Origin of the sequence: uncultured Serinicoccus sp., from assembly GCF_947500995.1 — a bacterium.
In the GTDB taxonomy this organism is placed as follows: Bacteria; Actinomycetota; Actinomycetes; order Actinomycetales; family Dermatophilaceae; genus Ornithinicoccus.
The window spans coordinates 83,595-107,709 of the sequence record NZ_CANMUA010000011.1 but is presented as its reverse complement, the minus strand read 5'-3'; the positions used below and the strand labels follow the sequence as shown (position 1 = coordinate 107,709).

General features: G+C 72.9%; 18 protein-coding genes, 1 tRNA gene and 1 riboswitch. Of the genes, 10 read left to right on the top strand and 9 right to left on the bottom strand.

Going from position 1 to position 24,115, the window contains the following annotated elements; genetic code table 11:
- Positions 1–32: 32 nt before the first annotated feature.
- The 7 genes from Q0967_RS16240 to Q0967_RS16210 are packed head-to-tail and all read left to right on the top strand — an operon-like array spanning position 33 to position 7,805.
- On the top strand, positions 33–1,127 hold the full coding sequence (locus tag Q0967_RS16240; protein WP_298752573.1) for a hypothetical protein: 1,095 nt from the start codon (positions 33–35) through the stop codon (positions 1,125–1,127).
- Complete coding sequence (locus tag Q0967_RS16235) at positions 1,120–2,097, top strand: complex I subunit 1 family protein (protein ID WP_298752571.1); 978 nt, start codon at positions 1,120–1,122, stop codon at positions 2,095–2,097. Before Q0967_RS16240 ends, Q0967_RS16235 begins: the two co-directional genes overlap by 8 nt.
- A complete protein-coding gene (locus tag Q0967_RS16230; protein ID WP_238148805.1) occupies positions 2,085–2,663 on the top strand; it encodes an NADH-quinone oxidoreductase subunit J in 579 nt (192 codons plus the stop codon). Before Q0967_RS16235 ends, Q0967_RS16230 begins: the two co-directional genes overlap by 13 nt.
- The gene (locus tag Q0967_RS16225) at positions 2,660–2,962 is read left to right on the top strand and encodes an NADH-quinone oxidoreductase subunit K (protein ID WP_130012026.1); all 303 of its coding nucleotides are present in this window, start codon (positions 2,660–2,662) and stop codon (positions 2,960–2,962) included. Before Q0967_RS16230 ends, Q0967_RS16225 begins: the two co-directional genes overlap by 4 nt.
- A complete protein-coding gene (locus Q0967_RS16220) occupies positions 2,959–4,896 on the top strand; it encodes a proton-conducting transporter membrane subunit (protein WP_298752563.1) in 1,938 nt (645 codons plus the stop codon). The genes Q0967_RS16225 and Q0967_RS16220 overlap by 4 nt, the downstream gene beginning before the upstream one ends.
- Positions 4,893–6,389, top strand: coding sequence for a NuoM family protein (locus Q0967_RS16215; RefSeq protein WP_298752561.1), 1,497 nt, complete (start codon positions 4,893–4,895; stop codon positions 6,387–6,389). The genes Q0967_RS16220 and Q0967_RS16215 overlap by 4 nt, the downstream gene beginning before the upstream one ends.
- 15 nt (positions 6,390–6,404) lie before the next feature.
- On the top strand, positions 6,405–7,805 hold the full coding sequence (locus Q0967_RS16210) for an NADH-quinone oxidoreductase subunit N (RefSeq protein ID WP_298752599.1): 1,401 nt from the start codon (positions 6,405–6,407) through the stop codon (positions 7,803–7,805).
- A gap of 287 nt (positions 7,806–8,092) precedes the next feature.
- Here the strand turns inward: Q0967_RS16210 and Q0967_RS16205 are convergent, their stop codons facing one another.
- Positions 8,093–8,944 (bottom strand): C40 family peptidase, encoded by an 852-nt coding sequence (locus tag Q0967_RS16205; protein ID WP_299451117.1) that lies wholly within the window; start codon positions 8,942–8,944, stop codon positions 8,093–8,095.
- A riboswitch (cyclic di-AMP (ydaO/yuaA leader) is annotated at positions 8,943–9,092 on the bottom strand. Its footprint overlaps the gene before it by 2 nt.
- A gap of 910 nt (positions 9,093–10,002) precedes the next feature.
- On the opposite strand from Q0967_RS16205, the gene Q0967_RS16200 reads away from it, so the two are divergent.
- Positions 10,003–10,599 (top strand): DUF305 domain-containing protein, encoded by a 597-nt coding sequence (locus tag Q0967_RS16200; protein WP_298752559.1) that lies wholly within the window; start codon positions 10,003–10,005, stop codon positions 10,597–10,599.
- A 314-nt stretch (positions 10,600–10,913) separates the two neighbouring features.
- Here Q0967_RS16200 and Q0967_RS16195 read toward each other — a convergent pair.
- The 3 genes from Q0967_RS16195 to Q0967_RS16185 all read right to left on the bottom strand — a co-directional run bounded on the left by Q0967_RS16195 (position 10,914) and on the right by Q0967_RS16185 (position 14,185).
- Positions 10,914–10,986, bottom strand: a tRNA-Thr gene (locus Q0967_RS16195).
- A gap of 43 nt (positions 10,987–11,029) precedes the next feature.
- Positions 11,030–12,007, bottom strand: coding sequence for a transglycosylase family protein (locus tag Q0967_RS16190; RefSeq protein ID WP_299451112.1), 978 nt, complete (start codon positions 12,005–12,007; stop codon positions 11,030–11,032).
- 162 nt (positions 12,008–12,169) lie between these two features.
- Complete coding sequence (locus Q0967_RS16185; protein WP_299451109.1) at positions 12,170–14,185, bottom strand: serine/threonine-protein kinase; 2,016 nt, start codon at positions 14,183–14,185, stop codon at positions 12,170–12,172.
- Positions 14,186–14,388: 203 nt separating this feature from the next.
- On the opposite strand from Q0967_RS16185, the gene Q0967_RS16180 reads away from it, so the two are divergent.
- Together Q0967_RS16180 and otsB are read left to right on the top strand one after the other, a co-directional pair.
- Entirely contained in the window at positions 14,389–15,855 is a 1,467-nt protein-coding gene (locus Q0967_RS16180; RefSeq protein ID WP_299451106.1) for a trehalose-6-phosphate synthase, read from the top strand.
- Positions 15,852–16,718, top strand: coding sequence for a trehalose-phosphatase (gene otsB / locus Q0967_RS16175; protein WP_299451103.1), 867 nt, complete (start codon positions 15,852–15,854; stop codon positions 16,716–16,718). Before Q0967_RS16180 ends, otsB begins: the two co-directional genes overlap by 4 nt.
- A gap of 94 nt (positions 16,719–16,812) precedes the next feature.
- Here otsB and Q0967_RS16170 read toward each other — a convergent pair whose 3' ends face one another.
- The 5 genes from Q0967_RS16170 to Q0967_RS16150 form a co-directional block, all read right to left on the bottom strand.
- Complete coding sequence (locus Q0967_RS16170) at positions 16,813–17,862, bottom strand: LacI family DNA-binding transcriptional regulator (RefSeq protein WP_299451152.1); 1,050 nt, start codon at positions 17,860–17,862, stop codon at positions 16,813–16,815.
- Positions 17,863–17,879: 17 nt separating this feature from the next.
- Complete coding sequence (locus tag Q0967_RS16165; protein WP_299451100.1) at positions 17,880–19,853, bottom strand: glycoside hydrolase family 13 protein; 1,974 nt, start codon at positions 19,851–19,853, stop codon at positions 17,880–17,882.
- Positions 19,850–20,824, bottom strand: a complete 975-nt coding sequence (locus Q0967_RS16160; protein ID WP_299451098.1) for a sugar ABC transporter permease — start codon at positions 20,822–20,824, stop codon at positions 19,850–19,852. Before Q0967_RS16160 ends, Q0967_RS16165 begins: the two co-directional genes overlap by 4 nt.
- A gap of 1 nt (position 20,825) precedes the next feature.
- Positions 20,826–22,460, bottom strand: a complete 1,635-nt coding sequence (locus Q0967_RS16155) for an ABC transporter permease subunit (protein ID WP_299451096.1) — start codon at positions 22,458–22,460, stop codon at positions 20,826–20,828.
- Between the two features lie 132 nt (positions 22,461–22,592).
- Positions 22,593–23,939, bottom strand: a complete 1,347-nt coding sequence (locus Q0967_RS16150) for a maltose ABC transporter substrate-binding protein (protein WP_299451093.1) — start codon at positions 23,937–23,939, stop codon at positions 22,593–22,595.
- Positions 23,940–24,115 lie beyond the last annotated feature (176 nt).

Below are 24,115 nucleotides of genomic sequence, written 5' to 3'. Positions count from 1 at the left end.
TTGTCGAGGTGCCCGGGTGGGACGGGCTCCGCATGGCGACCGAGCGGGCTGTGCTCGAGCGGGGGTGGCGGCTCGCGTGCTCGCCGGCGGACGCGGACGTGCTCGTGGTGTGCGGGACCCCGGGGCCCCGGCTGGCCGAGGCGGTGGACCTCGTGTGGGAGCAGCTGCCGGGCCCCCGGGTACGGATCGACGTGCTTAACCGCTCCGAGCTGACAGACGCCCTCCCCGGCGCGCACGCGGGGCTACTCGACGACGACCACCACCGGCGCGACGCCCGCGACCGGCCCGGGGCGCCGGACCTGCTGGCCGGCCGGGAGGCGGAGGACGAGCCCAGCGGTCACGAAAGCCACTCCGACCACGCCGACCACGGCGGGGACGAGGGTTCGGACGAACCCAGCGGGCACGAGGGCCACGGAAACCACGCGGACCACGGCGGCCACGACATGGAGATGTCCCCCGGTGGCATCCCCCTGGCGGAGGGCGACGAGGATCGGGACGAGCTGGAGATGGACGTCCTGGCGGTCCGGCTCGGCCCCGTACTGCCGCACTGGCCGGCAGGTCTGGTGCTGCGCTGCTCCCTCCAGGGTGACGTCCTCACCGGTGCCCGCGCGGAGCTCCTCGGTGCAGAGCACGAGGACGGGGACGCGGCCGACCGGCGGACCCGGGCGCTGGACCGGGTGGTGTCCGTGCTGGCGCTCGCCGGCTGGGAGGACGCCGCGGAGTGCGCACGACGCGTGCGCGACGCGCCGGCGACCGGCGACGCCCGCCCGACCACCACCGACCGCCCGACGGCCTCTCCCGGGCTGGCGCGGCTGCGGCGACGGGTGCGGCGCTCCCGGATGCTGCGCTGGTCGTTGCGAGGGCTGGGGCCGCTGACCGCCGACGACGTCCGCCGTCTCGGGCTCCCGGAGGATGCCGGGGGCGACGCCTACGACCGGCTGCTGCACCTGCTGGACGACGTCGACGAGCCGGCGCCGCCCGGAGGCCGCCAGGCCGTGCCGGTCGACGCCCTGGCGGACCCGGTCGTCGGTCTCGACCTCGCGGCCGCGCGGCTGGTGCTGGCCGGTCTCGGCCTCGGCGGGCTGAGCGCCGCACCGGCACCGCGTCCGGAGGCGACCCGTGGGTGAGCCGCTCCTGACCTCGCTCCCCGCGGCCGCAGGCCCGGCGGTCGTCACGGTGGCGCCCGCCTGGGCTGTCGCCGTGGTCGCGGTGCTCGGAGCCCTGGCCCTGGCCGCAGCCGCCTTCGACGGGGTGCTGTCTGCGCGCTCCGCGTCAGCGGGTGGTGCCCTGGGCGCAGCCGGCCGACCCCTGGGTGAGGCGTCCCGGTTGCTGCGGCAGCGTCGCCGCACCACCGTGCAGGCCGACACCCTGCTCTGGCGGACCGGCGGGGCGGGGCTGTTCGTCGCGGCGGCCCTCATGCTCGCCGTGGTGCCGCTGGGGCGGTGGACGGTCGCCGACCTGGCGGTGGGCGTCGTGTGGTTCAACGCGATGGACGTTATGGTTTGGGCCCTGGTGTGGCTGGTCGGCTGGGGCGCCAACTCGGCGCACGCGCTGGTCGGGGGCTACCGGTTCCTGGCCCACGGCCTGGGTTACGAGCTGCCGCTGATGTTCGCCCTCGTCGCCCCGGCGATCGCCGCGGGCAGCCTGAACGTGGGTGCCGTCGCCGCCGCCCAGGACGGGCTGTGGTTCGCGGCCTGGATGCCGGTCGCGTTCCTCGTCTACCTGCTGGGCGTGGCGGGCTTCTCGGTGTGGGGCCCGTTCGCGCCGGCGCTGGGCACCGACGTCGCCGGCGGCGTGCGGGCCGAGCTGTCGGGGGTGGACCGCCTGGTGCTCGAGACGGGGCGGTATGCCCTGCTCGCGGCCGGCGCGGCCTTCGCCGTGCCGATGTTCCTCGGGGGCGGGGCCGGGCCGCTGCTGCCCGACTGGGCCTGGACGCTGGTCAAGACGCTGGCCGTGCTGGCGCTGCTGGTCTGGGTGCGTCGGCGGCTCCCCGCCCTGCGCCCCGACCTGTTCATGGAGATCGGCTGGATCGTGCTGCTCCCCGCGGCGCTGGTGCAGGACCTGCTCGTCGCCGTCGTCACGGTATGGAGGTCCTGACGGTGCTCGTCGACATCGCCTTCGTGGCGCTCGGGGTCGTGGCGGTCCTCAGCGGCGCCGCCGTCTTCGTCGTGGACTCGATGGCCCGCGCCACCTACGCCCTCGCCGTGTCCTTCGTCGCGGTCGGTGTGCAGGTGCTCTTCCTGCAGCAGAGCTACGTCGGGGTGGTCGTCATCCTCATGATGGTCATGGAGATGGCGGTCATGGCCGTCTACATGGTGATGTTCATGGGGATGAACCCGGCCCTCATGCCGATGAGCATGGTCCACAGCAACCGGACCGCCGTGGCGACCGCGGTCCTCACCTTCCTCCTCCTGGCGGCCGGCATCCTCGTCGTGGACTGGCCCGCCCGCCGGGGCAGCCCCCCACCCGAGGTCACGGAGGCCCTCGGCGAGGCCCTCATGGGCCCGCAGATGCTCGTCATGGCCGTCATCAGCCCGGTCATGGTGGCCACCATCGTGGCCGGGGTGGTGCTGGCCGCGCCGCGCACGCGCTACGACCGGTTCGGCGACGACCTGCGGCAGCGCCCCCCGGACGACCCGCAGCCCGGAGGAGTGGGCCGATGACCCTGGAGGCGGCGCTGCTCATCAGCGCGGCGATCTTCTCCGTCGGGCTCTACGGCGCGATCTCCCAGCAGGTGGTGGTCATGGTCATGATGGGCCTGGAGCTGATGATCAACGCCGTGATCCTGGCGGCGGCCGCGTGCTGGTGGTTCCTGGCCCCCGGCCCCACCGGGCAGGTCCTGCTCATGGTCGTCATCGCCGCCATGACCCTGGAGATGGCCATGGGGTTCGCCGTCGCCGTGCTGCTGCACCGGGCCCGGCAGACCGACATGACCGACATGGCGACGGACCTGTCCCGATGAGCCACGGCAGCGCCCAGACCGCCCTGTGGCTCCTCGTCCTGCTCCCCGCGCTCGTCGGAGCGGTCCTGGTGGTCATGCGCCCGGAGCGGGTCGCCGTGCCCGTCTCCCTGCTCACCGCGGCGCTGACCGCCGTCCTGGCTCTCCTCGTGGCGCTCAGCGGGCCGCAGGTGTCGGTGCCGTTCATGGTCGGCACCGACCTCGCCCTCGGCGTCGACGCCCTGTCGGCGCTGGTCGTCCCGACCGTCGCGGTCGTCACCCTGCTCGTGCTGGTCTTCTCGGCCGGCGAGATCGGGCGGTCGCGGGCGCGCTTCCACGGGCTCATGCTGCTCTTCGCCGCGGGCGCCCTGCTGACCGCCACCGCGCAGACCCTGCCGGGGCTCCTCCTGGCCTGGGAGGTCATGGGCGCCACGTCGTTCGCGCTCATCGGCTTCTGGTGGCACGAGCAGCACCGGGTCTCCGCCGGCACGACGGCGTTCCTCGTGACCCGGGCCGCGGACGTCGGCCTCTACCTGGCCGCCGGGGCGGCCCTCGCCGGGGGCGGTGGACTGGCGCTCGCCGACCTGCCCGCCGCGAGCGAGGGATGGCGGCACGTGCTCGCGGCCGGGGTGCTCGTCGCCGCCCTCGGCAAGGCCGCCCAGCTGCCGTTCTCGTTCTGGCTGTCCCGGGCGATGGAGGGCCCCAGCCCGGTCAGCGCGCTGCTGCACTCGGCCGCCATGGTGGCCATGGGCGGCTACCTGCTGCTGCGCACCGAGCCGCTGCTCGCCGCCACGGGGTGGGCCGGGCCGACCGCCGCCTGGGTCGGAGCCACGACCGCGCTGCTGCTGGGCGCCGTGGCGCTGGCCCAGCAGGACCTCAAGCAGCTCCTGGCGGCCTCCACCGCGGCCCAGCTGGGCTTCGTCGTCATGGGCGCGGGGCTGGGCGCCGTCGGCGGTGGGGCGGCGCACCTCGTGGCGCACGCCTCGACCAAGGCGTTGCTCTTCCTCGCCGCGGGGGCCTGGCTGAGCGCCCTGGGCACCAAGCAGCTGACCGGGCTGCGCGGGGCCGCCCGGCGCTGGCCGCTGGTGGGCGTGGCGAGCGCCGTGGGGGCCCTCTCGCTCGCCGGCGTGGCTCCCCTGGCCCTGTGGGCGACCAAGGACGCGGTGCTGGCCGTGGCGCTGGCCCGGTCGCCGTGGCTGTATGCCGTGGGCCTGGCCGCGGCAGCCCTGTCCGCCGCCTACTCGGGCCGGATCCTGCTCACCGTCTGGGCACGGGTGCCCGCGGCGGACCGTGCACGGGTGGTCCAGCATCTGGACGAGGAGCAGGAGGGCACCCGGCACGTCGGCCGGCTGGAGACCCTGCCGCTGCTGGCGCTCGCTCTCGGGGCGCTGACCCTGGGCCTGCTCGCGCTGCCCCCGGTGGGTGACGTCCTCGCCCGGTCCCTCGGGGAGCAACCCGTGCACCCCGGTCTGGTGGAGATGGGGGTGTCGGCGGCCCTCGCCCTCGCGGTGCTCGCGCTCGTCCGGTGGCGTCCCGCTCCCCGCCCCGGGTGGGCGCGGCACTGGCTCGGTCTGGAGCTGGCCGTCCGGGCCGTGGTCGTCGGCCCCACGCTGGCGTTGGCCCGGGCCCTGGCGTCCTTCGACGACCGGGTGCTGGACCGTGCCGTGGGGGCGGCCGCGGCCGGTGCCGTCGGCGTGGCACGCCGGGCGGCCGCGCTCGACGACCGGGTGCTCGACGGCGCCGTCGAGTCCGGCTCCCGCGGGACCACGCGGCTCGCCCGGGTCGCCGCCCGGGCCGACGAGCGAGGGGTCGACGGCGCGGTCGAGGGACTCGCCGCCCGCGTCCGCCGGCTCGGTCAGGTGGCGCGACGGCCCCAGAGCGGGCAGCTGCACCACTACTACGTCCAGGCCGTCGCGGTCCTCGCGGTCGGCGTCCTGCTCCTGCTCATGGTGAGGTGACTGTGCTCAGTCTGATCGTCTTCCTGCCCCTGCTCGCCGCGGTGGGCCTGGTCGCCCTCCCTCGGCTCGGCGATGGTGCCGCGCGGTGGGTCTGGGTCGCGGTCGCGGCCGTCGACCTGGCCCTCGTCGCCGCGGTGTGGCTGGCCTACGAGCCACCGGGGCCGGGGCGGCTGGCCTTCGAGGAGCGGGTGCCGTGGATCCCGGGGGTCGACAGCAGCTACCACGTGGGGGTGGACGGGCTGTCGCTGCCGCTCATGGCGATGACGGCGGTGGTGTTCCTGGCCTGCGCGGTCTTCGCGCTCCGCGACGACGACCGCCCCCGGACCCGGGCCGCGCTCTTCCTCTTCCTCCAGAGCGTCAGCCTGGGGCTGTTCGCCGCGGCCGACCTCATCCTGTTCTTCCTCTTCTTCGACCTGTCCATCGTCGGGATGTACTTCGTCATCGCCGGGTGGGGCCACGGGGACCGAGGGCGCTCGGCGATGAAGTTCTTCCTCTACACCTTCCTGGGCTCGCTGGCCCTGCTCGCCGGCTTCATCGGTCTCTACGTCGCGGCCGAGCCGCACACCTTCGACATGGTCGAGCTGGCCCGGCAGACCCCGCTCGACGGGTCGCCCACGGCCGGTGGCCTGGTGCTCGCGGCCATCCTGCTGGGGCTGGCGGTGAAGACGCCGACGGTGCCGTTCCACACCTGGTTGCCCCCTGCGCACACCGACGCCCCCGCGGTCGGGTCGGCCGTCCTGGCCGGTGTGCTGCTCAAGATGGGCACCTACGGCTTCGTCCGGATCGCGATGCCGATGCTCCCCGAGGCCTGGCGCGCCTGGGCCTGGGTGGTCGTCGTGGTCGGGGTCGTCTCGGTCGTCTACGGCGCGCTCGTCGCGCTCGCCCAGACCGACCTCAAGCGGATGATCGCCTACACCTCGGTCAACCACATGGGGTATGTCGTCCTGGCCGTCGGTGCCGCCGGGATCGTCGCCGAGGGCAGCGAGCAGGCGCGGTCGGTGGCGGTCACCGGCGCCGTGACCCAGATGGTGAGCCACGGCATCGTCACCGCCGCCCTGTTCCTCATGGCGGGGGTGGTCTGGGACCGCGCAGGTACCTACGACCTGGGCTCCTTCGGCGGGCTGGCCGGCACCGCACCACGCCTGGCCACGCTCTTCGCCGTGGGCACGTTCGCCTCGCTCGGGCTGCCCGGCCTGTCCGGCTTCATCGCCGAGTTCCAGATCTTCGCCGGCAGCATCGCGGTCGCCCCGGTGACGGCGGTCGCGCTGGTCGGCATCCTCATCACCGCGGCGCTGTTCCTGCGGGCGCTGCAACGCCTCTTCACCGGACCGACCCGTGGCGCCTCGCGGGGCTTCGGCGACCTGCGTGCCCCCGAGCTCTGGGCGGTCGCGCCGCTGCTCGCCCTCTCGCTGCTCATCGGGGTGCTGCCCCGCCCGCTGCTCGGAGTGGTCGAGCCCGCCGCGGAGGTCGTCGTGCAGCTCGTCGGGAGGTAGGCGGCGGTGGACTCCATGGCGATGCGACCGGCCCTGCTCCTGCCGGAGATCGTGCTCTTCCTCGGCGCCCTCGCCGCCCTGCTCGGTGGGTCGTTCCTGCCCCGCACGCGGCAGTGGGTCACCCGGGTCGTCGCCTCGGCCGCCCTGGTGCTCGCCGCTGCGATGGCCGCCGTCGCCCTGGCCGGCCCGACTGCGGTGGCCATGGAGGGCAGCTTCACCGTGGACCCGTCCACCGGGGTGGCCCGCCTCGTCGCGACCCTGGGCGCCCTGGTGGTGCTGGCGCTGGCGGCGGACGAGATCGACGGCAGCCCGCGGGAGAGCGAGACCTACGCGCTGCTGCTCCTGTCCACGACCGGCACGCTGGTCCTCGCCGGCGCCGATGACCTGCTCGTCGTCGCCGTCGGCTTCCTGCTGACCAGCGTCCCCCTCTACGGCCTCATCGGGATCACCGGGACCGCCGTGGCGGCCGAGGCGGCGATGAAGACTTACCTGCTCGGTGCCCTCTTTGGCATCCTGCTGTTGTCCGGGGTCACGCTGCTCTACGGCGTGTCCGGCACGACGTCGTACGCCGGGCTGGCCGACCCGCTGGCCGCCGCGCCTCGGGCGGTGGTCGCCGCCGGTGTCGTGGGGGTCCTGGGCGGGTTGCTGTTCAAGGCCGGTGGCGTCCCCGCGCACTTCTGGGTCCCCGACGCCGCGCAGGGCGCCGGCGGTGCCGTCGCGGCGTTCCTCACGACGGTGCCGAAGATCGGGGCGGTCGTGGCCGCATACCGACTCGTGGGCGCCCTGCCCGACACCCTGGCGTGGCCGCTGCTCGTCGGCGTGCTGGCCGTCGCCAGCATGACGGTGGGCAACCTCGCCGCCTACGCCCAGACCGACCCGCGGCGCCTGCTCGGCTGGTCCACCGTCAGCCAGGTGGGCTACCTGCTCGTGCCCGTCACGGTGGCGGGCCGCAGCGACCTGGCGCTGCCGTCCCTGCTGCTCTACCTCGCCGGCTACACGGTCACCAACCTGGCGGCCTTCGCCGTCACCACCGCGTTCCCGCGGCGCCGCGAGCTGTCCGCCTACCGTGGGGTGGGCAGGCGCTACCCGTGGCTCGCCGCGGCGCTGGTCGTGGCGCTGCTCGGGCTGGTCGGGACCCCGCCCACCGCGGTCTTCGTCGGCAAGCTCACCACCACGGCCGCCGCCTGGGACGCCGGCTACGCCTGGCTGGCGGTCCTGGTCCTGCTGAACACCCTGGTCAGCCTCTTCTACTACCTGCGGTGGATCGCCGCGCTCTACGCCCGCCCAACGACCGAGCACCCGGAGGACGGCGATCCGCCCGCTCCCTGGTCACGGTGGACCGCCGTCGTGACCGCCGGCCTGAGCGCGCTGGTCGGTGTCGGGTCCGGGGTCCTGTGGGCCGTTGCCACCGCCTGATGTGCGGCCACGCCGCGCCCAGCCTGTGCATGGCGGTCCGGACCTTCCCGCGCCTGCAGATCTGGCATAGATCGGGTCCACCACTTCCCTGGCTCGACCTCGTGGCCGGGGCCGCGTCTGAGCCAGGACCGTCTTTGTCACGAGGGCGGCCGGGGGGGGGTCGACAGCCAGCGGTGGTGCGATCTCGCCGTTCTGACCCTCCGGGTATGACGAAGCCCCGGTCCGCACACGGGGTGCGGCCGGGGCTGTCGTCGGGGCGGGAGCGTGCTCGCCGTGGCGGGCTGGGGTCAGCCGACCCGGCCGTAGCCGGAGACACCGTCGAATACCGGGCGCAGATCGAGGACCTTGCCCGGGCGGGGCGAGTCGTACATCATGCCGTTGCCGGCGTAGATGCCGATGTGGTAGGCGGGGTACCCGTAGAAGATCAGGTCGCCGGGTTGCGGGTCGCTGACCGGGGTGGCGTACGCCTGCTGGGCGGCGGCGGTGCGCGGCAGGGAGATGCCCACCGCCGCGAAGACGTAGCTGGTGAAGCCGGAGCAGTCGAAACCGGCCGGGGTGCTGCCACCCCACTGGTAGGGCGTGCCGACCAGGCCGGCGGCGATACCGAGCACGCCACCGGTCGGGGCGGGGGCCGCGGCGGGCTCCGGCTGGGACTGGGCGGCCGGCTCGGCCGGGGCGGCGGGCTCCGGCGTGGCGGCGCGCTCGTTGGTGCGGCTCGCGCTGGTCTCCTCACGGGCGGAGACCTGCTCGGTGACCTGCTCCTGCTGCGGCTGCGCGGGGGCGGCCTGCTCCTGCTCCTGCTGGGCGGGCGCGGCCTGGACCGGCTCCTCGACCTCGACCTGGGGGGTGTAGGCGGAGAACCCGCCGATCCCGAAGGAGTCGAGCTCGATGTCGGACGGGGCGGCGACGGCCTCGGCCGGCCGGTCCACGGTGACCGTGCGGTCGGCGCTGACGCCCACACCGAGACGGAGCAGGCCGTCACGGTCCTGGGGCACCTCGGGTGCTGCGTTGGCGCTCAGCGCCGCGCCGGCCAGCAGGCCGGTCGACGTCGCGGCCACGGCCGCCGTGCGGGTCAGGGTGATGCTGGTCGTGCGGAGACGACCGGGCCGACGGTGGCGGCCGGTGGTGCGCTGGGTCATGTAGTTCCTCCAGTGCCTGCGGGGTGAGCTGTCGGGCTTCGGGCTGGAGTGCCCCTGGACCGGGTTGGCCGGTCCTTCGCCCCAAGGAGCCGCAGGGGCGGCTCCAGAGGTGGTTCCCCCGCTCCTGTCAAAGCGGTGTCGTACGTGCCACGGCCCCGATCGGCGCGCGGACAGGACTAGGCAGTCGCGCTCGGGGGTCCCCCCAGGGAGGAGGACTCTTCGAGGTTACACAGGGGTGCCACCAAATGTCACGCTCAGGTAACGACCACGTCAAGGCTTGCCTGCCACGAGCGTCGCTGCTGCGTTCTGACCTGGGCATTTGCTGCACTCGGGTCTCGCTCGCTCAGTGAACGAATCAGAGACCTCAGACCGCCAACTACCTCGAGGGGCCGATTCGGACACTCGGTCGCCCTGCCCTACACCGGGCAGGCAGACCTCGGTTTCTCCAGCGACGGGAACCGGTGACCGCCCCACCAAACCCGCCCACGGCATCTCGTACTCTGGGAGGGTGCAGCCTCGCCCCGCCTCCGCCCCGGCGCTACGGCGATCTGCACCGATCCGCTCCTGGTCACAAACACTCGTCGTGCGCGTGCTGGCCCTGGTCGGGCTCCTAGTGACGCTTGCCTTCATGCACGGTGTCGACGTCAGCGACCGATCGCCGGCCCTGCCGCACGTCGCAGACCGACCACTCAGCACGACCGGCCAGACGCACGCCCTCGACGCCCACGGTCAGGACGACAGCGATGGCGGGCCATCACGAGCCCACCATCAGCAGGGTCACGGCACGGAGGGCACGAACTGGGCCACGACCTGCCTCGCGGTCCTCTGCGCGGCGGCCGTGGCTGTCGCCCCCTTCCTGGCCCGCCGGGGAGGTCCGCGCTGGACGCGGGGGCGCGCACCGCAGGCGCGCTCGCCAGAGGTGCCACGTCTTCTCCCGCCCCACGGGGAGGTATCGATCCACCAGCTCTGCGTCATGAGGGTCTAAGAGGCCACGGGCCGGGACGCTCCCCGGCACCGATCCCACCTCCTGAACCACCTTCGACGAAAGCAGAGCAGTAGTGAACCGCACCACCCGATTGTTGAGCATGCCCGCCATGGCCCTTGCGGCCGTCTTGACCATCTCCGCCTGCAGTGATGGGACCACGGCGAACCCGTCCTCCTCGGCCGCGTCCGAGGAGCACAACGACGCCGACGTCCGGTTCGCCACCGAGATGATCCCTCATCACCAACAGGCGGTCGAGATGTCCGACATGGCCCTGGAGCAGGGCGGTACCGAGGTCAGGGAGCTCGCCGAACGGATCCAGGCGGCCCAGGCACCCGAGATCGAGACCATGACCGGGTGGCTGCAGGCCTGGGGCGAAGACGTGCCCGAGACCGACGGCCACGGAGGCATGGAAGGCATGGACCATTCGCAGATGGAGGGCATGATGTCGCCCGAGGACATGGAGGACCTGGGCAGTGCCCGGGGCTCCCAGTTCGACTCCATGTGGCTGGAGATGATGGTCGAGCACCACGATGGGGCCATCAGCATGGCTCAGACTCAGGTAGCGGACGGCCTGCACCCCGAGGCCGTCGCACTGGCCGAGAACATTGCGGAGAGCCAGGAAGTAGAGATCGACGAGATGAAGGCCCTCCTCCAGGGAACCACAGGCTGAACCGGGCGCAGTTCTGCCGCTGCCCGCCAAGGCGGGCAGCGGCAGAACCACATCTCCCGCGTCACCGGACGCCCTGGCCCTAACGCTGCGCAGCCTGACCAGCGCGCGCTCCCCCGCTCGCCCCCCGATCCCACCCCGTCGGGCGTGCAGCATACGTGCACTAACGATCAACGCTTCGCGAAGAGAGACACTCGGCGCTGCGACAGAAGGTGCAGGCCAGGGGCTACGTGGTGGTCCGCCCACCTGTTCTTCGAACAGCAGACTGCAGGGAGAGAATGCAGAGCCCAAGTCGCTTGTGCCACAAGCGAATTCAGAGCTGGCGAAGGGACTCGAACCCTCAACCACCTATTTACAAGACAGGTGCGCTACCAATTGCGCCACGCCAGCGCGTCCAGCCCGAGGGCCGGACAGCGCGTCGATGCTACCCGTCTCAGCCGATGACGTTGGCGTTGAGCCACTTCTGCAGGCCGACGACCGTGCGGTGGTTCATGTAGGTCGAGCCGTCGCGGGAGACGCCGATGTAGCTCTGCAGGGCCGCCTGCGACTTCGGGCCCCACACGCCGTCGACGCCTGTGCCGACCTTCGCCTGGACGGCCTTGATGGTCTTGGTGTCCCACGCGCCGGTCTCGGCGACGCCGACCCAGCGCTGGACCGCCTTGGTCGTCAGCGGGCCGCGGATGCCGTCGGCGACGAGCGGCGACATGTCGGAGACGCTGCCACCGCCGCCGCCACCCCCGCCCTGGTTGCCGCCGGAACTCATGATGCCGGCGCTGATCCACCCCGAGCGGCCATCGAGCTTGACCCAGCCGTTGCTCGCCACGCCCTGGAAGCGGGTGCCCTTGGACGCTCCGCCGATGACCCCGTAGCTCGTCCCCGGCCCGGAGCGGATGTTCGCGCCGGCGCCGGCGGTCACCGTCCACGTCGTGGCCTCGCCCGGGGGCGGGGTGGGGTCGGGCTGCGGCTCGGGCTCCGGGTCCGGTGCGGGCGAGGGAGCCGGGGAGCCACCACCCGGGTAGGGCTCGAGCCCGTTCTGCATGGTCAGTCCCGCGCGGACCGAGCACACCGGCCAAGCGCCCGGGCCCTGCACCCGCAGCACGCGCTGGGCCACGGTGATCTGCTCGACCTTGCTCGCCTGGTGGGCGTAGCCGGCGAACTCCTGGCCGCCGTAACCCTTCCACGTCGGGTGCCAGAACTGCAGGCCGCCGTAGAACCCGTTGCCGCTGTTGATGCTCCAGTTGCCGGTGGACTCGCAGGCCGCCACGCGGTCCCACACGTTGTCGTCGGCGGCGGCGCCCTGGGCGGTGAGCCCGACCGAGGCGAGGGAGGCGGTGCCGGCGAGCGTGGCCTGCCCGGCTCGACGCAGGGCGGCACCCGTGCGGGCGGCGCGGTGGCGGGCGTGGCGGGCCATGGAAGGTCCTTCCGTCTGGGGCAAGGGTGACGCCTGGGACAAGACGCCCGGCCCACGTTAGGTCAAGGCGACACGCCTGGGAAGCCCAATGTGACGAGTCTCACGTGACGCAATGCATCGCGTGTGACGGATGTGGCGGTATACCCGGCGCGCCGCGACGGCTCAGCGCACCCCGAACGGTAGGAAGTCCAGCGGGCTCGTCCCGCCCGTCAACGGCCACCACGAGACCATGTCACCGTCCATCAGCGACCAGTACGCCAGACCGGCCCCGCCCGCCAGGCACAGGGTCACGAGCACCATCGTCGGCACCCCCGACGGCACGACGCCACGCACCACGGTCCGCGAGCCGCGGCGCAGCGAGGTGCTCCCGAGGCCCCACCATCCGAGCCACCCACCGATGAGCGATCCGGTGCCCACGGCCACCGGGTGGGCGAACCCCACCCCCGGGGCCAGCTCGGTCGTCGTGAGCAGCCCCGACACCACCATGGCCACCACCCCGGCGATCCCCAGCGGCAGCAGCAGCGAGAGCACCGTCGCGAGGGTCGCGGTCAGCAGGTGCCACGGCGAGGCCATGACCGCCATCGGCACGTCGCCGGGGCGCGGGCCGCTCTGGTGCCGCCGCAGGACCAGCCCGGTGAGCGAGCGGTCGACGGTGCGGGCGAGGACGCCCCACGCGGCATACATTCCCCATGCCAGCAGCGGCGCCGCGGCCGCGACCGCGGTGAAGCCGACGAGCATCGCCGCCAGGGTCCCGCGGCGCGCGCTGCGCCCGATCCGCGGATCCGGCTGTCGCTCGTGCGGGTCCAGCGGGCTGGGCCGCTGCGCGCCGTCGGGGTATGCCGTAACCCCACCCCCGCCGACGCGGTCAGGGTGGGCGACCGGCTGGTTCGGCGAGGGGTCGGGATAGGACGCCCGGGGAGCCTCGCCCCGCCGGCCGTCCTGCGCCCACCGCTGCGCCTCGCCCGGGTCGGCCGGCCACTGCTGCGGCTCGCGCGCCTGCCCCGCACCGGCGAAGCCGGCGTAGGCCCCGGCGGCCTGCCCGTCCCACTGCCTCGTCTGCGGCCCGCTCGGCGCGGCCCGGGTCGGGTCGGGACGGCGCACCGGCGCCTGCCGGGTCTGCGGGCCCTGCGGCGTCGCCCGGGTCCGGTCCTCGGAGGGCACGCCGGCCGAGCTCACCGCCCATCCGGGCGCCCCGGCGGCACGATGCACCTGCGTCGCGTCCGCGCCCCGGTCCGGCCCCCCGTCAGCCGGCTCGTGCGGCACCCGGGGCAGCGCGCCGGTGACGTCCTCGTCCCGGGCATACAGCTCGACCGCCTCGAGCACCTCGCCCGCGTCCGGCCGCCACGAGGGCTTCGGCGACAGCGCCAGCGCGAGCAGCGGCGCCAGCTGGGGGTCCACCCCGTCCAGCTGCACCCTCCCCCGCACGACCCGGTCCAGGACCACCGTCATCGGCCCGCGCCCGAACGGCGGGTGCCCGGACGCGGCGAAGGCCAGGCAGGCCGCCCAGCCCCACCAGTCGGTGGCCTCGGTGATGTCGCCGCCGTCGACGAGCTCGGGCGAGAGGTAGCCCGGCGTGCCCATGACCAGACCGGTCGAGGTCAGCCGCACGTCGTCGGCCACCTGGGCGATGCCGAAGTCGATGACGACCGGGTCCAGCTGCTCGCCGTCCCCCACGAGCAGCACGTTGCCCGGCTTGAGGTCCCGGTGCACGATGCCCACGCCGTGGATGGCCTGCAGCGCGTCCGCCAGCCCCCGGGCCAGCCGCAGCAGCGGCTCCCGCCCGAGACCACCCCGCTCCTCGATGACGACGTCCAGCGGTCGCCCGGGCACGTACTCGGTGACGATGTAGGGCGCCGGGCCGTCGACGTCGGCGTCGATGACGGCCGCCACCCGCGGGTGGTTGACCCGCGCCAGGGTGTGCACCTCGCGCCGCAGCCGCTCACGGGCGCCGTCGTCGTGGGCGATGTGGCTGCGCAGGACCTTGATGGCGACCTCGCGACCCCGGTCGTCGCTCGCCCGCCAGACGACCCCCATACCCCCCTCGCCGATGCGCTCCTGGAGCGTCCACGGGCCGAGCCGCCGGGGGACGACGATCTGCTGGGTGTCCGCGGAGCCGCCGCCGGAGGGCACCGGGCGGGTCACGTCCGGGTGGCTCGAGCGCGGCATCTCGGTGGTCACGTACTCCACGGTAGGGGGTCTTCCTGGATCTCAGATGTCTGGCGGGCGACCCCGGTGTGGCGCACGCGCGCGGGGCCGCCGGCGCCAGGGCCGGTTCCGGGGATGAACGCGCGAGGGTGGGGTCCGGTTCCCCCGGCGGCCCGGCCGCGCACCTCGTAGGCTGACCCCCGGACCGATCCGACCACGCACCTGGAGGTATGTCGATGGGCTCGAGCGCCAGGTACGACTTCGTCATCGCGGCCAACCGGTTGCCGGTGGACCAGCACACCAACCCCGACGGCAGCACCGAGTGGCGCACCGCGCCCGGCGGCCTGGTCACGGCCATGGACTCGGTGATGCGCAACTGGGAGGGCAGCTCCGCGTGGGTCGGGTGGGCCGGCTTCCCCGGCGAGGCGCCCGAGCCCTTCGACGAGGGCAAGCTGCGGCTGCACCCGGTGCCGCTGTCGACCAAGGAGCTCTCCGACTACTACGAGGGCTTCTCCAACGACACCCTGTGGCCGCTCTACCACGACGTCATCGTCCCGCCGACGTTCCACCGCTCCTGGTGGACCTGCTACCGCGAGATCAACCAGCGCTTCGCCGAGGCGGTGTGCGAGGTCGCCGCCGAGGGCGCGACCGTGTGGATCCACGACTACCAGCTGCAGCTCGTCCCGGCCCTGGTCCGCGACCGGCGCCCCGACGTGCGGATCGGCTGGTTCAACCACATCCCCTTCCCCCCGGTCGAGCTCTTCGCCCAGCTGCCCTGGCGCTCCAGCATCCTGCGCGGCCTGCTCGGCGCCGACTTCCTCGGCTTCCAGCGGCCCGACGACGCCCGCAACTTCGGCCGCTCCTGCCGGGCCGTGCTCGGCGCCACCACCAAGGGCGAGAAGATCGAGTGGGGCGGGGCCGACGACGACCGCCTCGGGGGCGCCCCCCGCACGGTGCGCGCGGCCGCCGTCCCCATCTCCATCGATGCCGTCGGCCTGCGCGAGCTGGCGGACTCCGAGGCCGTCCAGGAGCGCGCCGAGGAGATCCGCGCCTCGCTCGGCAACCCCAAGGTCGTGCTCCTCGGCGTGGACCGGCTCGACTACACCAAGGGGATCCGGCACCGTCTGCGGGCCATCGGCGAGCTCTACGACGACGGGTCCATCTCCCCCGACGAGGTGACCTTCATCCAGGTGGCGACCCCGAGCCGGGAGCGGGTCGAGGCATACCGGACCCTGCGCGAGCAGATCGAGGGCACCGTGGGGAGGATCAACGGGGACGTCTCGCACCTCGGCGCGACCGCCATCCACTACCTGCACCAGTCCTACGGCCGGGAGGAGATGGCCGCGCTCTACCAGGTCGCCGACGTCATGCTCATCACGCCGCTGCGCGACGGGATGAACCTCGTCGCCAAGGAGTACGTCACCGCCCGCCACGACGGCAAGGGCGCCCTGGTCCTCTCCGAGTTCACCGGGGCCGCGCAGGAGATGCCCCAGGCCTACCTCTGCAACCCGCACGACATCACTGGGCTCAAGGAGACCATCCTGCGTGCGATCAGCGACGAGCCCGCCGAGAAGGAGCGCCGGATGAAGGCGCTGCGCCGCCGGGTGCGCAAGCACGACGTGCAGACGTGGGCGCAGGACTTCCTCAGCGGCCTGGAGTCGGCGCCGGAGCGGCCCCGCAGCACCACCAGGGGTGACGCGTGAGCGGCTCGCCCGAGCTGGACGCCGCCCTCGTGGAGGCGCTCGCCGACTTCGCCGCCCACGACCGCGTGCTCGTCGCCACGGACTTCGACGGGGTCCTGGCGCCGCTCGTGGTCGACCCCATGGACTCCCGCCCGGTCGAGGGAGGTATGCCGGCGCTCACCTCCCTCGCCGACCTCCCCGACACGACGGTCGCCCTGGTCAGCGGGCGGGCCCTCGACCCGCTGCGCGAGCTCTCCGGCGCGGCCCACGACGGCCCGCTCGTGCTCATCGGCAGCCACGGCGCCGAGGACTCCCGCGCGGAGGGCGGCCTGGCCCTGGACGACGACCAGCAGGCGCTGCTGGGGACCCTCGACGAGGAGCTCGCGGCGATGCGCGAGGAGCACCCCGGCCTGCGGGTCGAGGACAAGCCCGCCGGCCGGGTCGTGCACACCCGGGGCCTGCCCGACGAGGAGGCGCGCTCCGCCCTGGACGCCGCCCGGGAGCTGGGGGCACGGCATACCTCCCTGGAGGTGACGCCCGGCAAGGGTGTCGTCGAGCTGGCCGCCGCCCACGTCGGCAAGGGCGTCGCCCTCCTGGCGCTGGCCGACGAGGTGGGGGCGCAGGCGGTGTTCTACGCCGGCGACGACCTCACCGACGAGCACGGCTTCCAGGCCCTGGCCGATGACACGGACGCCGCGCGTGCGCAGCGGCGGCTGACGGTGCACGTCGGCGACGGCGACACGCAGGCCCGCTTCCGGGTCGCCGACGAGGAGGCGATGGTCGCGCTGCTCCAGGCCCTGCTCGCCGCCCGGCGCGAGCGCCGGCCACGCACGGCCCTGACCCCCTCCCCCAGACCCGCCCCCATCACCGACCGAGCGCCGTGAATGGTTGCCCCCACCCCCACAGAGTGCCGCCCATGGTCCCCCTCACCCCCACCGGGCACCGCGCATGGTTGCTCACCCAGCGGTGGGAGCGCTCTCAGCGCCGGACGGGCCCCGTCGACTCCCGCAGGATGAGCTCGGGGTCGAAGAGGTACTCGCGCCGGTCCACCGGCTCCCCCGCGATCTCCTCGAGCACCGCCGTGACCGCCGCCTCGGCCATCCCCATGACGTCCATGCGCACCGTCGTGAGCGGCGGGTCGACGAAGGTCATGAACGGCACGTCGTCACCCCCGACGACTGAAAGGTCCTCCGGCACGCTCAGCCCCAGCTGCTGCGCCGCGCGCATCACGCCCAGCGCCATGACGTCCGAGCCGCAGACGATCCCGGTCGCCCCGGCCTCGATGAGCTGGCGCCCGGCGGCCGCGCCGCCTTCGACCGAGAAGAGGGTCGTGCAGATGAGCTCGTCGAGGTCGACCCCGTCGCTGCCGTCGAGGTCGGCCATCGCCGCACGGAAGCCCTCGATGCGCCGCTGCACGGGCACGTAGCGCGCCGGGCCGGTCGCGAAGCCGATCCGGGTATGCCCCAGGTCGCGCAGGTGCCGCACCGCCAGCCGCATGGAGGCGTGGTCGTCGTGGCTGATGAAGGTCGCGTCGATGCCCTCGCGGTAGCCGTTGACCAGGGCGATCGGCAGCCCCCGCTCCCGCAGCGCGGTGTAGCGGTCGATGGCGGCCCGGGAGTCCGCGTGGTAGCCGCTGACGAAGACGATGGCCGAGACGCCGCGGTCCAGCAGCATCTGGACGTACTCGTCCTCGTGCACCCCACCGGGCGTCTGCGTGCACAGCACCGGGGTGAAGCCGGCCGCCGCCATCTGCGTCTCGATCGACTGGGCGAACATGGGGAAGACCGGGTTGGTGAGCTCGGGGGTGATGAGCCCGACCAGGCCGGCGCTGTTGCGGGAGAGCTTGCTGGGCCGCTCGTAGCCGAGGACGTCCACGGCGGTGAGCACGGCCTGACGGGTCGCCACCGCCACGCCGGGCTTGTCGTTGAGCACCCGGCTGACGGTCGCCTCGCTCACCCCGGCGTAGGCCGCGAGGTCGGCGAGCCGACCGCGCGAGCCGCCGGCGCCCTCACCCGCACCGGGGCGCACGGGGACGGATGTGCTGCTCACCAACCACCTCGGTAGGTCTCGGGCACCGGCTCCCAGGCCGGTGCGTCGGTCGCCCAGGTCCACACCTGCACGGTCGGGCCGGGCGCGGCCAGCCGCACCCCGCCCGCGGTCACGTCGAGCCCCGCGGTCTGCGGCGTCCGGCCTCGCGCGGCCCCTGCCCCGGCCACCTGGGCGGTCGGGATCTCGACGTCGTCGTGGGCCGCCCGCGCGACGTGCACGAGGGCGGTCTGCTCCGGGTGCTCCCGCAGGAACACCATGACGTCACCCTCAGCATAGAGCCAGCGCAGGCCACCGCCCCAGAGAGCCGGGCTGTCGTGCCGCAGCGCGATGAGGGCGCGGTAGTGCTCGACCAGCTCGGCGTCCCACAGCCCGTCGTCGGTGTCCCGCGACGCCCAGGGCATCGGGCGTCGCCCGTCCTCCCCGAAGTCGCCGGGCATACCGATCTCGTCGCCGTAGGTGATCATCGGGATCCCCGGCAGCGTGAGCAGCAGCCCCGCCGCCACCTTGACCTGCTCCACGTCGTCGCCGACGAGGGTGCGCACGCGTGTGGTGTCGTGCGAGCCGACGAGGGTCATCGAGTGGGTCCACGCCCGCCAGGACACGATCGAGCAGAAGTCCCGCATCGTCTCGGCGACGAGCTCGGCCCCGAGCCGGGGCACCTGCAAGGGGCTGCCGAGGAACTTCGGCGCGAAGTCCGCCGCCCGCAGCCAGGTCCACACCGGGCGGGTGAAGCCGGAGTAGTTCATCACCCCGTGCCACCCGTCGCCGTCGACGTCGCGGCTGTGGTCGTGGGTGTGCTCCGCGATGAGCAGGCCCTGCCCGCCGGTCGCACGGTCCACCGCGGCCCGCGTCTCCCGCGCCACCTGGTGGGTGAGGTCGCTGCCCTTGTAGCGCCCGGTCATGTTGGCCACGTCGACCCGCCAGGAGTCGAAGCCGCGCCCCTCGCCCAGCCACCGCTCGATGACCGACTCCGGCCCCTCGGTGAGCCGCGCCCGCAGGGCCGGGTTCGCGTGGTCCAGCTTGGGCAGGCTCTCCACGCCCAGCCACGTCACCCACTCCCCCGGCCGGCCGTCGTCTCGGACGTACCACGACGCGAACTCGCCGTCCGGGTCCCGGCGCGCGGCGGCATACCACTCGTGGGCGTCGCCGGTGTGGTTGGTGGTGATGTCCCCCATGACGCGTATGCCGCGCTCGTGCGCCGCCTCCTGCAGCCGCAGCAGCGCCGCGTCACCGCCGAGGACGGGGTCGACCGCCTCGAAGGTGGAGGCGTCGTAGCGGTGGTTGGAGCGGGCCGGGAAGACGGGCGTGAGGTAGAGCACGTCGGCGCCGAGGTCGACGAGGTGCTCCAGCCGCTCGCGGGCGCCGTCGAGGGTGCCGCCGAAGACCTGGGCCGGGTTGTCGCCCCGGTCGAGGGCCACGGGGTCGTCCCAGCGGGCGGGCACGGCCCAGTCGGGTAGGTCGGCACGCGGGCCGCCGGGGTCGCCGACCGGTTCCACCGCCTCGTCCCGCGCGAAGCGGTCGGGGAAGACCTGGTAGACGACCGCGCGCTGCGCCCAGTCCGGCGGTGGCGCGTGGGTGACGAGACGGTAGTCGCTGGTGTCGGGCACGTCGCGCAGGTGCACGCCGGTGCCGTTGAGCCAGCGATATGCCGACCGACGGGGGGCTCCGCCCCCCGTCCTCCCCCCAGAAGCCTCCTCGTCCTCCTCTCCCTCGAGCAGGAAGCGGTAGGTCGTCACCGGGTTGTGGCACGTGACCTCGCCCTGCCACCACTCCTCGTCCTCGGTCCGGTGCACGACCCGCGCATCGGTGAAGAACTGCTCGCCGTCCGGGGTCGTGCGCACGTGCACGGCGCGGACCGCCGCGGAGCGCGGCACCCGCAGCCGCACCGACACCACCGCGCCGGGCGCGGGGTGCTGGTCGCTGACGTAGAGCGGTGACCCGTCGTGGTGAGGATCGACCGCCCGGCTCACTTGACCGAGCCTGCGGTCATGCCGCCGATGAGCAGGCGCTGGAGGCTGAGGTACACCAGCACGACGGGCAGCGAGGCCAGGAGGGCACCGGCGACGAACTGGCCGAAGTACCTGTTCTGGTCCGCGTTGCGCGTCGCGTAGAGGCCGACCGCCAGGGTCTGGTTGTCCGCGTCGGTGAGGAAGATGCTGGCCAGCAGGAACTCGCCCCACAGGCCGACGAAGGCGAGGATGCCGACGGTCGCCAGGATGGGCGTCACCAGCGGCAGGATGATGGTGAAGAACACCCGGGCGTGGCTGGCGCCGTCGATCTTGGCCGCCTCGTCCAGCTCCTTGGGGATGGTGTCGAAGTAGCCCTTGAACAGCCAGATGTTGGCGCCCATCGCGCCGCCCAGGTAGACCAGCAGCAGGCCCCACAGGGTGTTGAGACCGATCTGCGGGATGACCTCGCCGACGGTGGCGAAGGTGATGTAGAGCGCGACGAAGGCCAGCAGCGCGGGGAACATCTGCACCAGCAGGATGAACAGGAGGCCGAAGCGACGCCCCGTCCACCGCAGCCGGGAGAAGGCGTAGGCCGCCGCCGCCCCCAGGACGAGGGTGGCCACGGTCGCGACACCGCAGATGATGAGCGAGTTCTTGTACCACGTCCAGTACGGCCGGGCGGCGTCGTTGAAGAGGGCGTCGAAGTTGCGCAGCCCGAACCGGGTCGGGAGCAGACCGGACGTGGACAGGGTGCCCGCGTTGTTGAACGCGGAGGACACGATGAAGACGATCGGGAAGAGGGCGAAGGCGAGGGCGAGCAGGGCCAGCGCGTGCCGCCACCACACGGCGCGGAAGGACGTGCGGCGGGACTTCCGGGTGACGGTGTAGACGTCGGCGGAGGCGGTGCCGAGCCGACCGCCGCGGCCCCGGTCGCTGCCGTGCGCGTCGACCGACCCGAGGGTGCTGCTGGTGGGGTCCTGGGGAGAAGTCATGTCAGTTCACGTCCTCGAGCGCCGCGGTACGGGTGAAGCCGAAGTAGCTGATGACGGCCACCATGAAGAAGATGATGACCGAGATGGCCGAGGCGAAGCCGAAGTTGGGAGCGGCCCCGCCGAGGGCCAGCCGGTAGGCCAGGGTGATGAGCAGGTCGGTGGAGCCGATCGAGCTCTGCCCGCCGACGAACGGCCCGCCCTCGGTGAGCAGCCAGATGAGCCCGAAGTTGTTGAAGTTGAAGGCGAAGGACGCGATCATCAGCGGCCCGACCGCCACCAGCAGCAGCGGCATGATGACCCGCCGGACGGTCGCGAAGGCCCCGGCACCGTCGATGGCCGCCGCTTCCTTGACGTCGCTGGGGATGGCCTGCAGCGCGCCGGTGCAGACGATGAACCAGTAGGGGAAGCCCAGCCACAGGTTCGTGATGAGCACCGCGACGCGCGCCCACCAGGCGCTGCCGAGCCAGTTGATGTCCAGCCCGAAGAGGTTGTTGATGAGGCCGAAGTCTTGGTTGAACATCGACGCCCACACCAGTGCTGTGACGTAGATCGGGAGGGCGTAGGGGAGGATGAGGATCGAGCGGTAGATCCCCTTGCCCCTGAGCCGCTCGTCATTCATGAGCAGCGCGATCGCCATGCCGAGCAGGAAGGTCGCCACGACGGTGAACGCCGCGAAGAAGACGTTCCAGACGAAGACCTTGGTCAGGCCCTCGCGCAGCGTGGCGTTGGTGAAGGCGTTGGTGTAGTTCTCGAACCCGACGAACTCGCGCCACCCCTGGGGCAGGGCCGCGCCCTCGCCGTTCTCCGGGACGAAGTTGGCGTCCTCGGCGACGTAGACCGTGCCGGTCACGGTGTCGGTGATGGTGTCGGCCTCCTCGTCGTAGACCCGCGTCGGGGTCCCGATGAAGGCCTCGGACAGGCCGACCTGCCGGATGCCGGCGGTCTGCTCCCCCGCGTCGTCGAAGACCGGCACCCCGAAGTCGGCGAGGTCGTCGGATCGGTCGTTGACCTCCTGCGGGGTCAGCGTGGTCCAGCCGGGCGCCGAGATGATACGCCCCGTCGGGCCGGCCTCGACCCCGTCGGCCGGCAGCTCCTCCAGGCCGTCGATGGTGCCGACGTAGTACGCCCCGTCGGCGTCGGTCAGCAGGTAGGCCAGGTCACCGGTGGCGACGTCGGTGCCCTCCGGGACGGCGATGTTCAGGGCATACCGGGTGCTGCCCTCGACCTCGCGCACCGAGTTCGACACGATCGAGGCGACGGCCTCCTCCTTGCTGCTGATGTGGCCGTCGCCGAAGTTGGTGAAGGAGATCTGCACCGTGTAGAGGAGCGGCCAGATCTGCAGCAGCAGCATGAGCAGGACGCCGGGGAAGAGGTACTTCGCCGGGATGGCGCGCTTGGTGGCGTAGACCGCGATGACGCACAGCGCGATGAAGCCGATGAGCGAGACCATGAGCCAGTAGCCGGCCTCGATGACCTGCTGGGCCATCCAGCCCAGGACGGCGAGCGTGAGGAGGATCAGCCCCCACTTGACGACCTGCACCCAGAGCGGGGTGCGCGAGCTGAACTCGAGGCGCTCACCGGTCGGTTCGAGGTTGTGCAGCGCGGCATCCACCTCGCTGCTCCGTGTCTCGGACATCGTCGTCCCTCTCTGACTCAGGCCGTCGGCCGTCTGGGGTGCTCTGGGGCGTGGCGTTGGGGGTCGTGCTGGGGGCCTCGGCCCGGCGGCGGGACAGCGTCCGCGCCGCCGGGTCGAGGGATGAGGATCGGCTCAGCGGCCGATGTTGGAGACGATCTCCTCCTGAGCGGCCTCGAGGCGCTCGGCGGGGTCGGAGCCACCGACGATGTCGGAGGTGGCCTGGCCCAGCGGGGCCCAGACGGCGTTCATCGCGGGGATGTTCGGCATCGGCGAGGCACCCTCACCGGCAGCCGACCAGGCCTTGATGTCCGCGTCGTCCGCCGAGACGGTGTCCAGCGCCGACTGCAGGGCCGGGGGACGCTGACCGGCCTCGAAGAGCGCCAGCTGCATGTCCTCGGTGGTGACGTAGGTGTTGACGAACTCCTGCGCCAGGGTCGGGTTCTTCGCGCCGGAGGCGACGTAGAACATCTGGACGCCCAGGAACGGCACGGTCACGCCGCCGTCCTCGAAGTCCGGGATCGGGTCGATCGCGTAGTCGATCTCGGCGCCCTCGACGTTGGGGATCGCCCACGGGCCGGCCACCATGTAGGGGGTGCGACCCTCGGCGAAGAGCGACTCCATGGTCGGGAAGTCGACGTTGACGTTGAGCAGACCCTCCTCGGCCATCCAGGCGATCTTCTCGCCACCCTCGATGGACTCCGGCGAGCCGACGATGACGTTGTCCGGGTCCCAGCCACCGTCGGAGTTGGTGCCGAAGATGCCCCCGCCGTAGGCGGAAAGGTAGGGGTAGGCGTGGTAGGCGTCGCCGACGTTGCTCACCGGGGTGACGAAGGCCTGGTCGGCGTCTCCGGCGTCCACGAGCTCCTGACCGGTCGCGGCCAGGTCCTCCATGGAGGCCGGTGCGTCGGGGGCGAGGGCGGTGTTGCGGATGAGGCCGAGCGACTCGGTGGCGTAGGGCACGCCGTAGATCTGGCCGTCGTACTTCGTCGCCTCGAGCGAGTCCTCGGTGAAGAGGGCCTGGGTGTCGGACGACATCTGGACGGGCTCGACGATGCCGTTCTGGACGAACTCGCCCAGCCAGTCGTGGGCGCCGACGACGATGTCCGGGCCCTGGTCGACGTTGGCGGCGTCCTTGAACTGCTGGCGCACGTCGGTCGCGACCTGGACCTGGGTGGTGATGCCGTACTCCTCGCCGAACTGCTCGGCCCACTCGGTGAGGATGGGGGCGCGGACGTCGTCGGACCAGATGACGAGCTCGGCGTTCTCGTCGCGGACGGGGGCCTCGGTGGAGGCGGCCTCGTCACCCGCGGCCTCCTCGTCGGCGGCCTCCTCGTCCTCGGCGGCCGCGTCGTCCTCGGCGGCGGTCTCCTCGGCGGAGGAGCCCTGGTCGGCGGTCTCCTCGCCGGAGTCGCCGCCGCAGGCGGACAGCAGCAGCGCCGCCGCGCTCGTGATGGCTACAGCACCGGTGGTGCGCTTCATGGTTCTCCTTCGAACAGTGGTGAGGTCACCGGCCCGGCGCTGCTCGAGGAGCGGCGACGATGCCGCGGTTCGGCGTCCGCCCGAGGTGGGTGGTCGTCGACCGATGCCGCAAGTATGCAAGTACCCACCCCGACTTTGCAAGAACTTGCACGAGATGCCTTGGTCACGATCTGCTA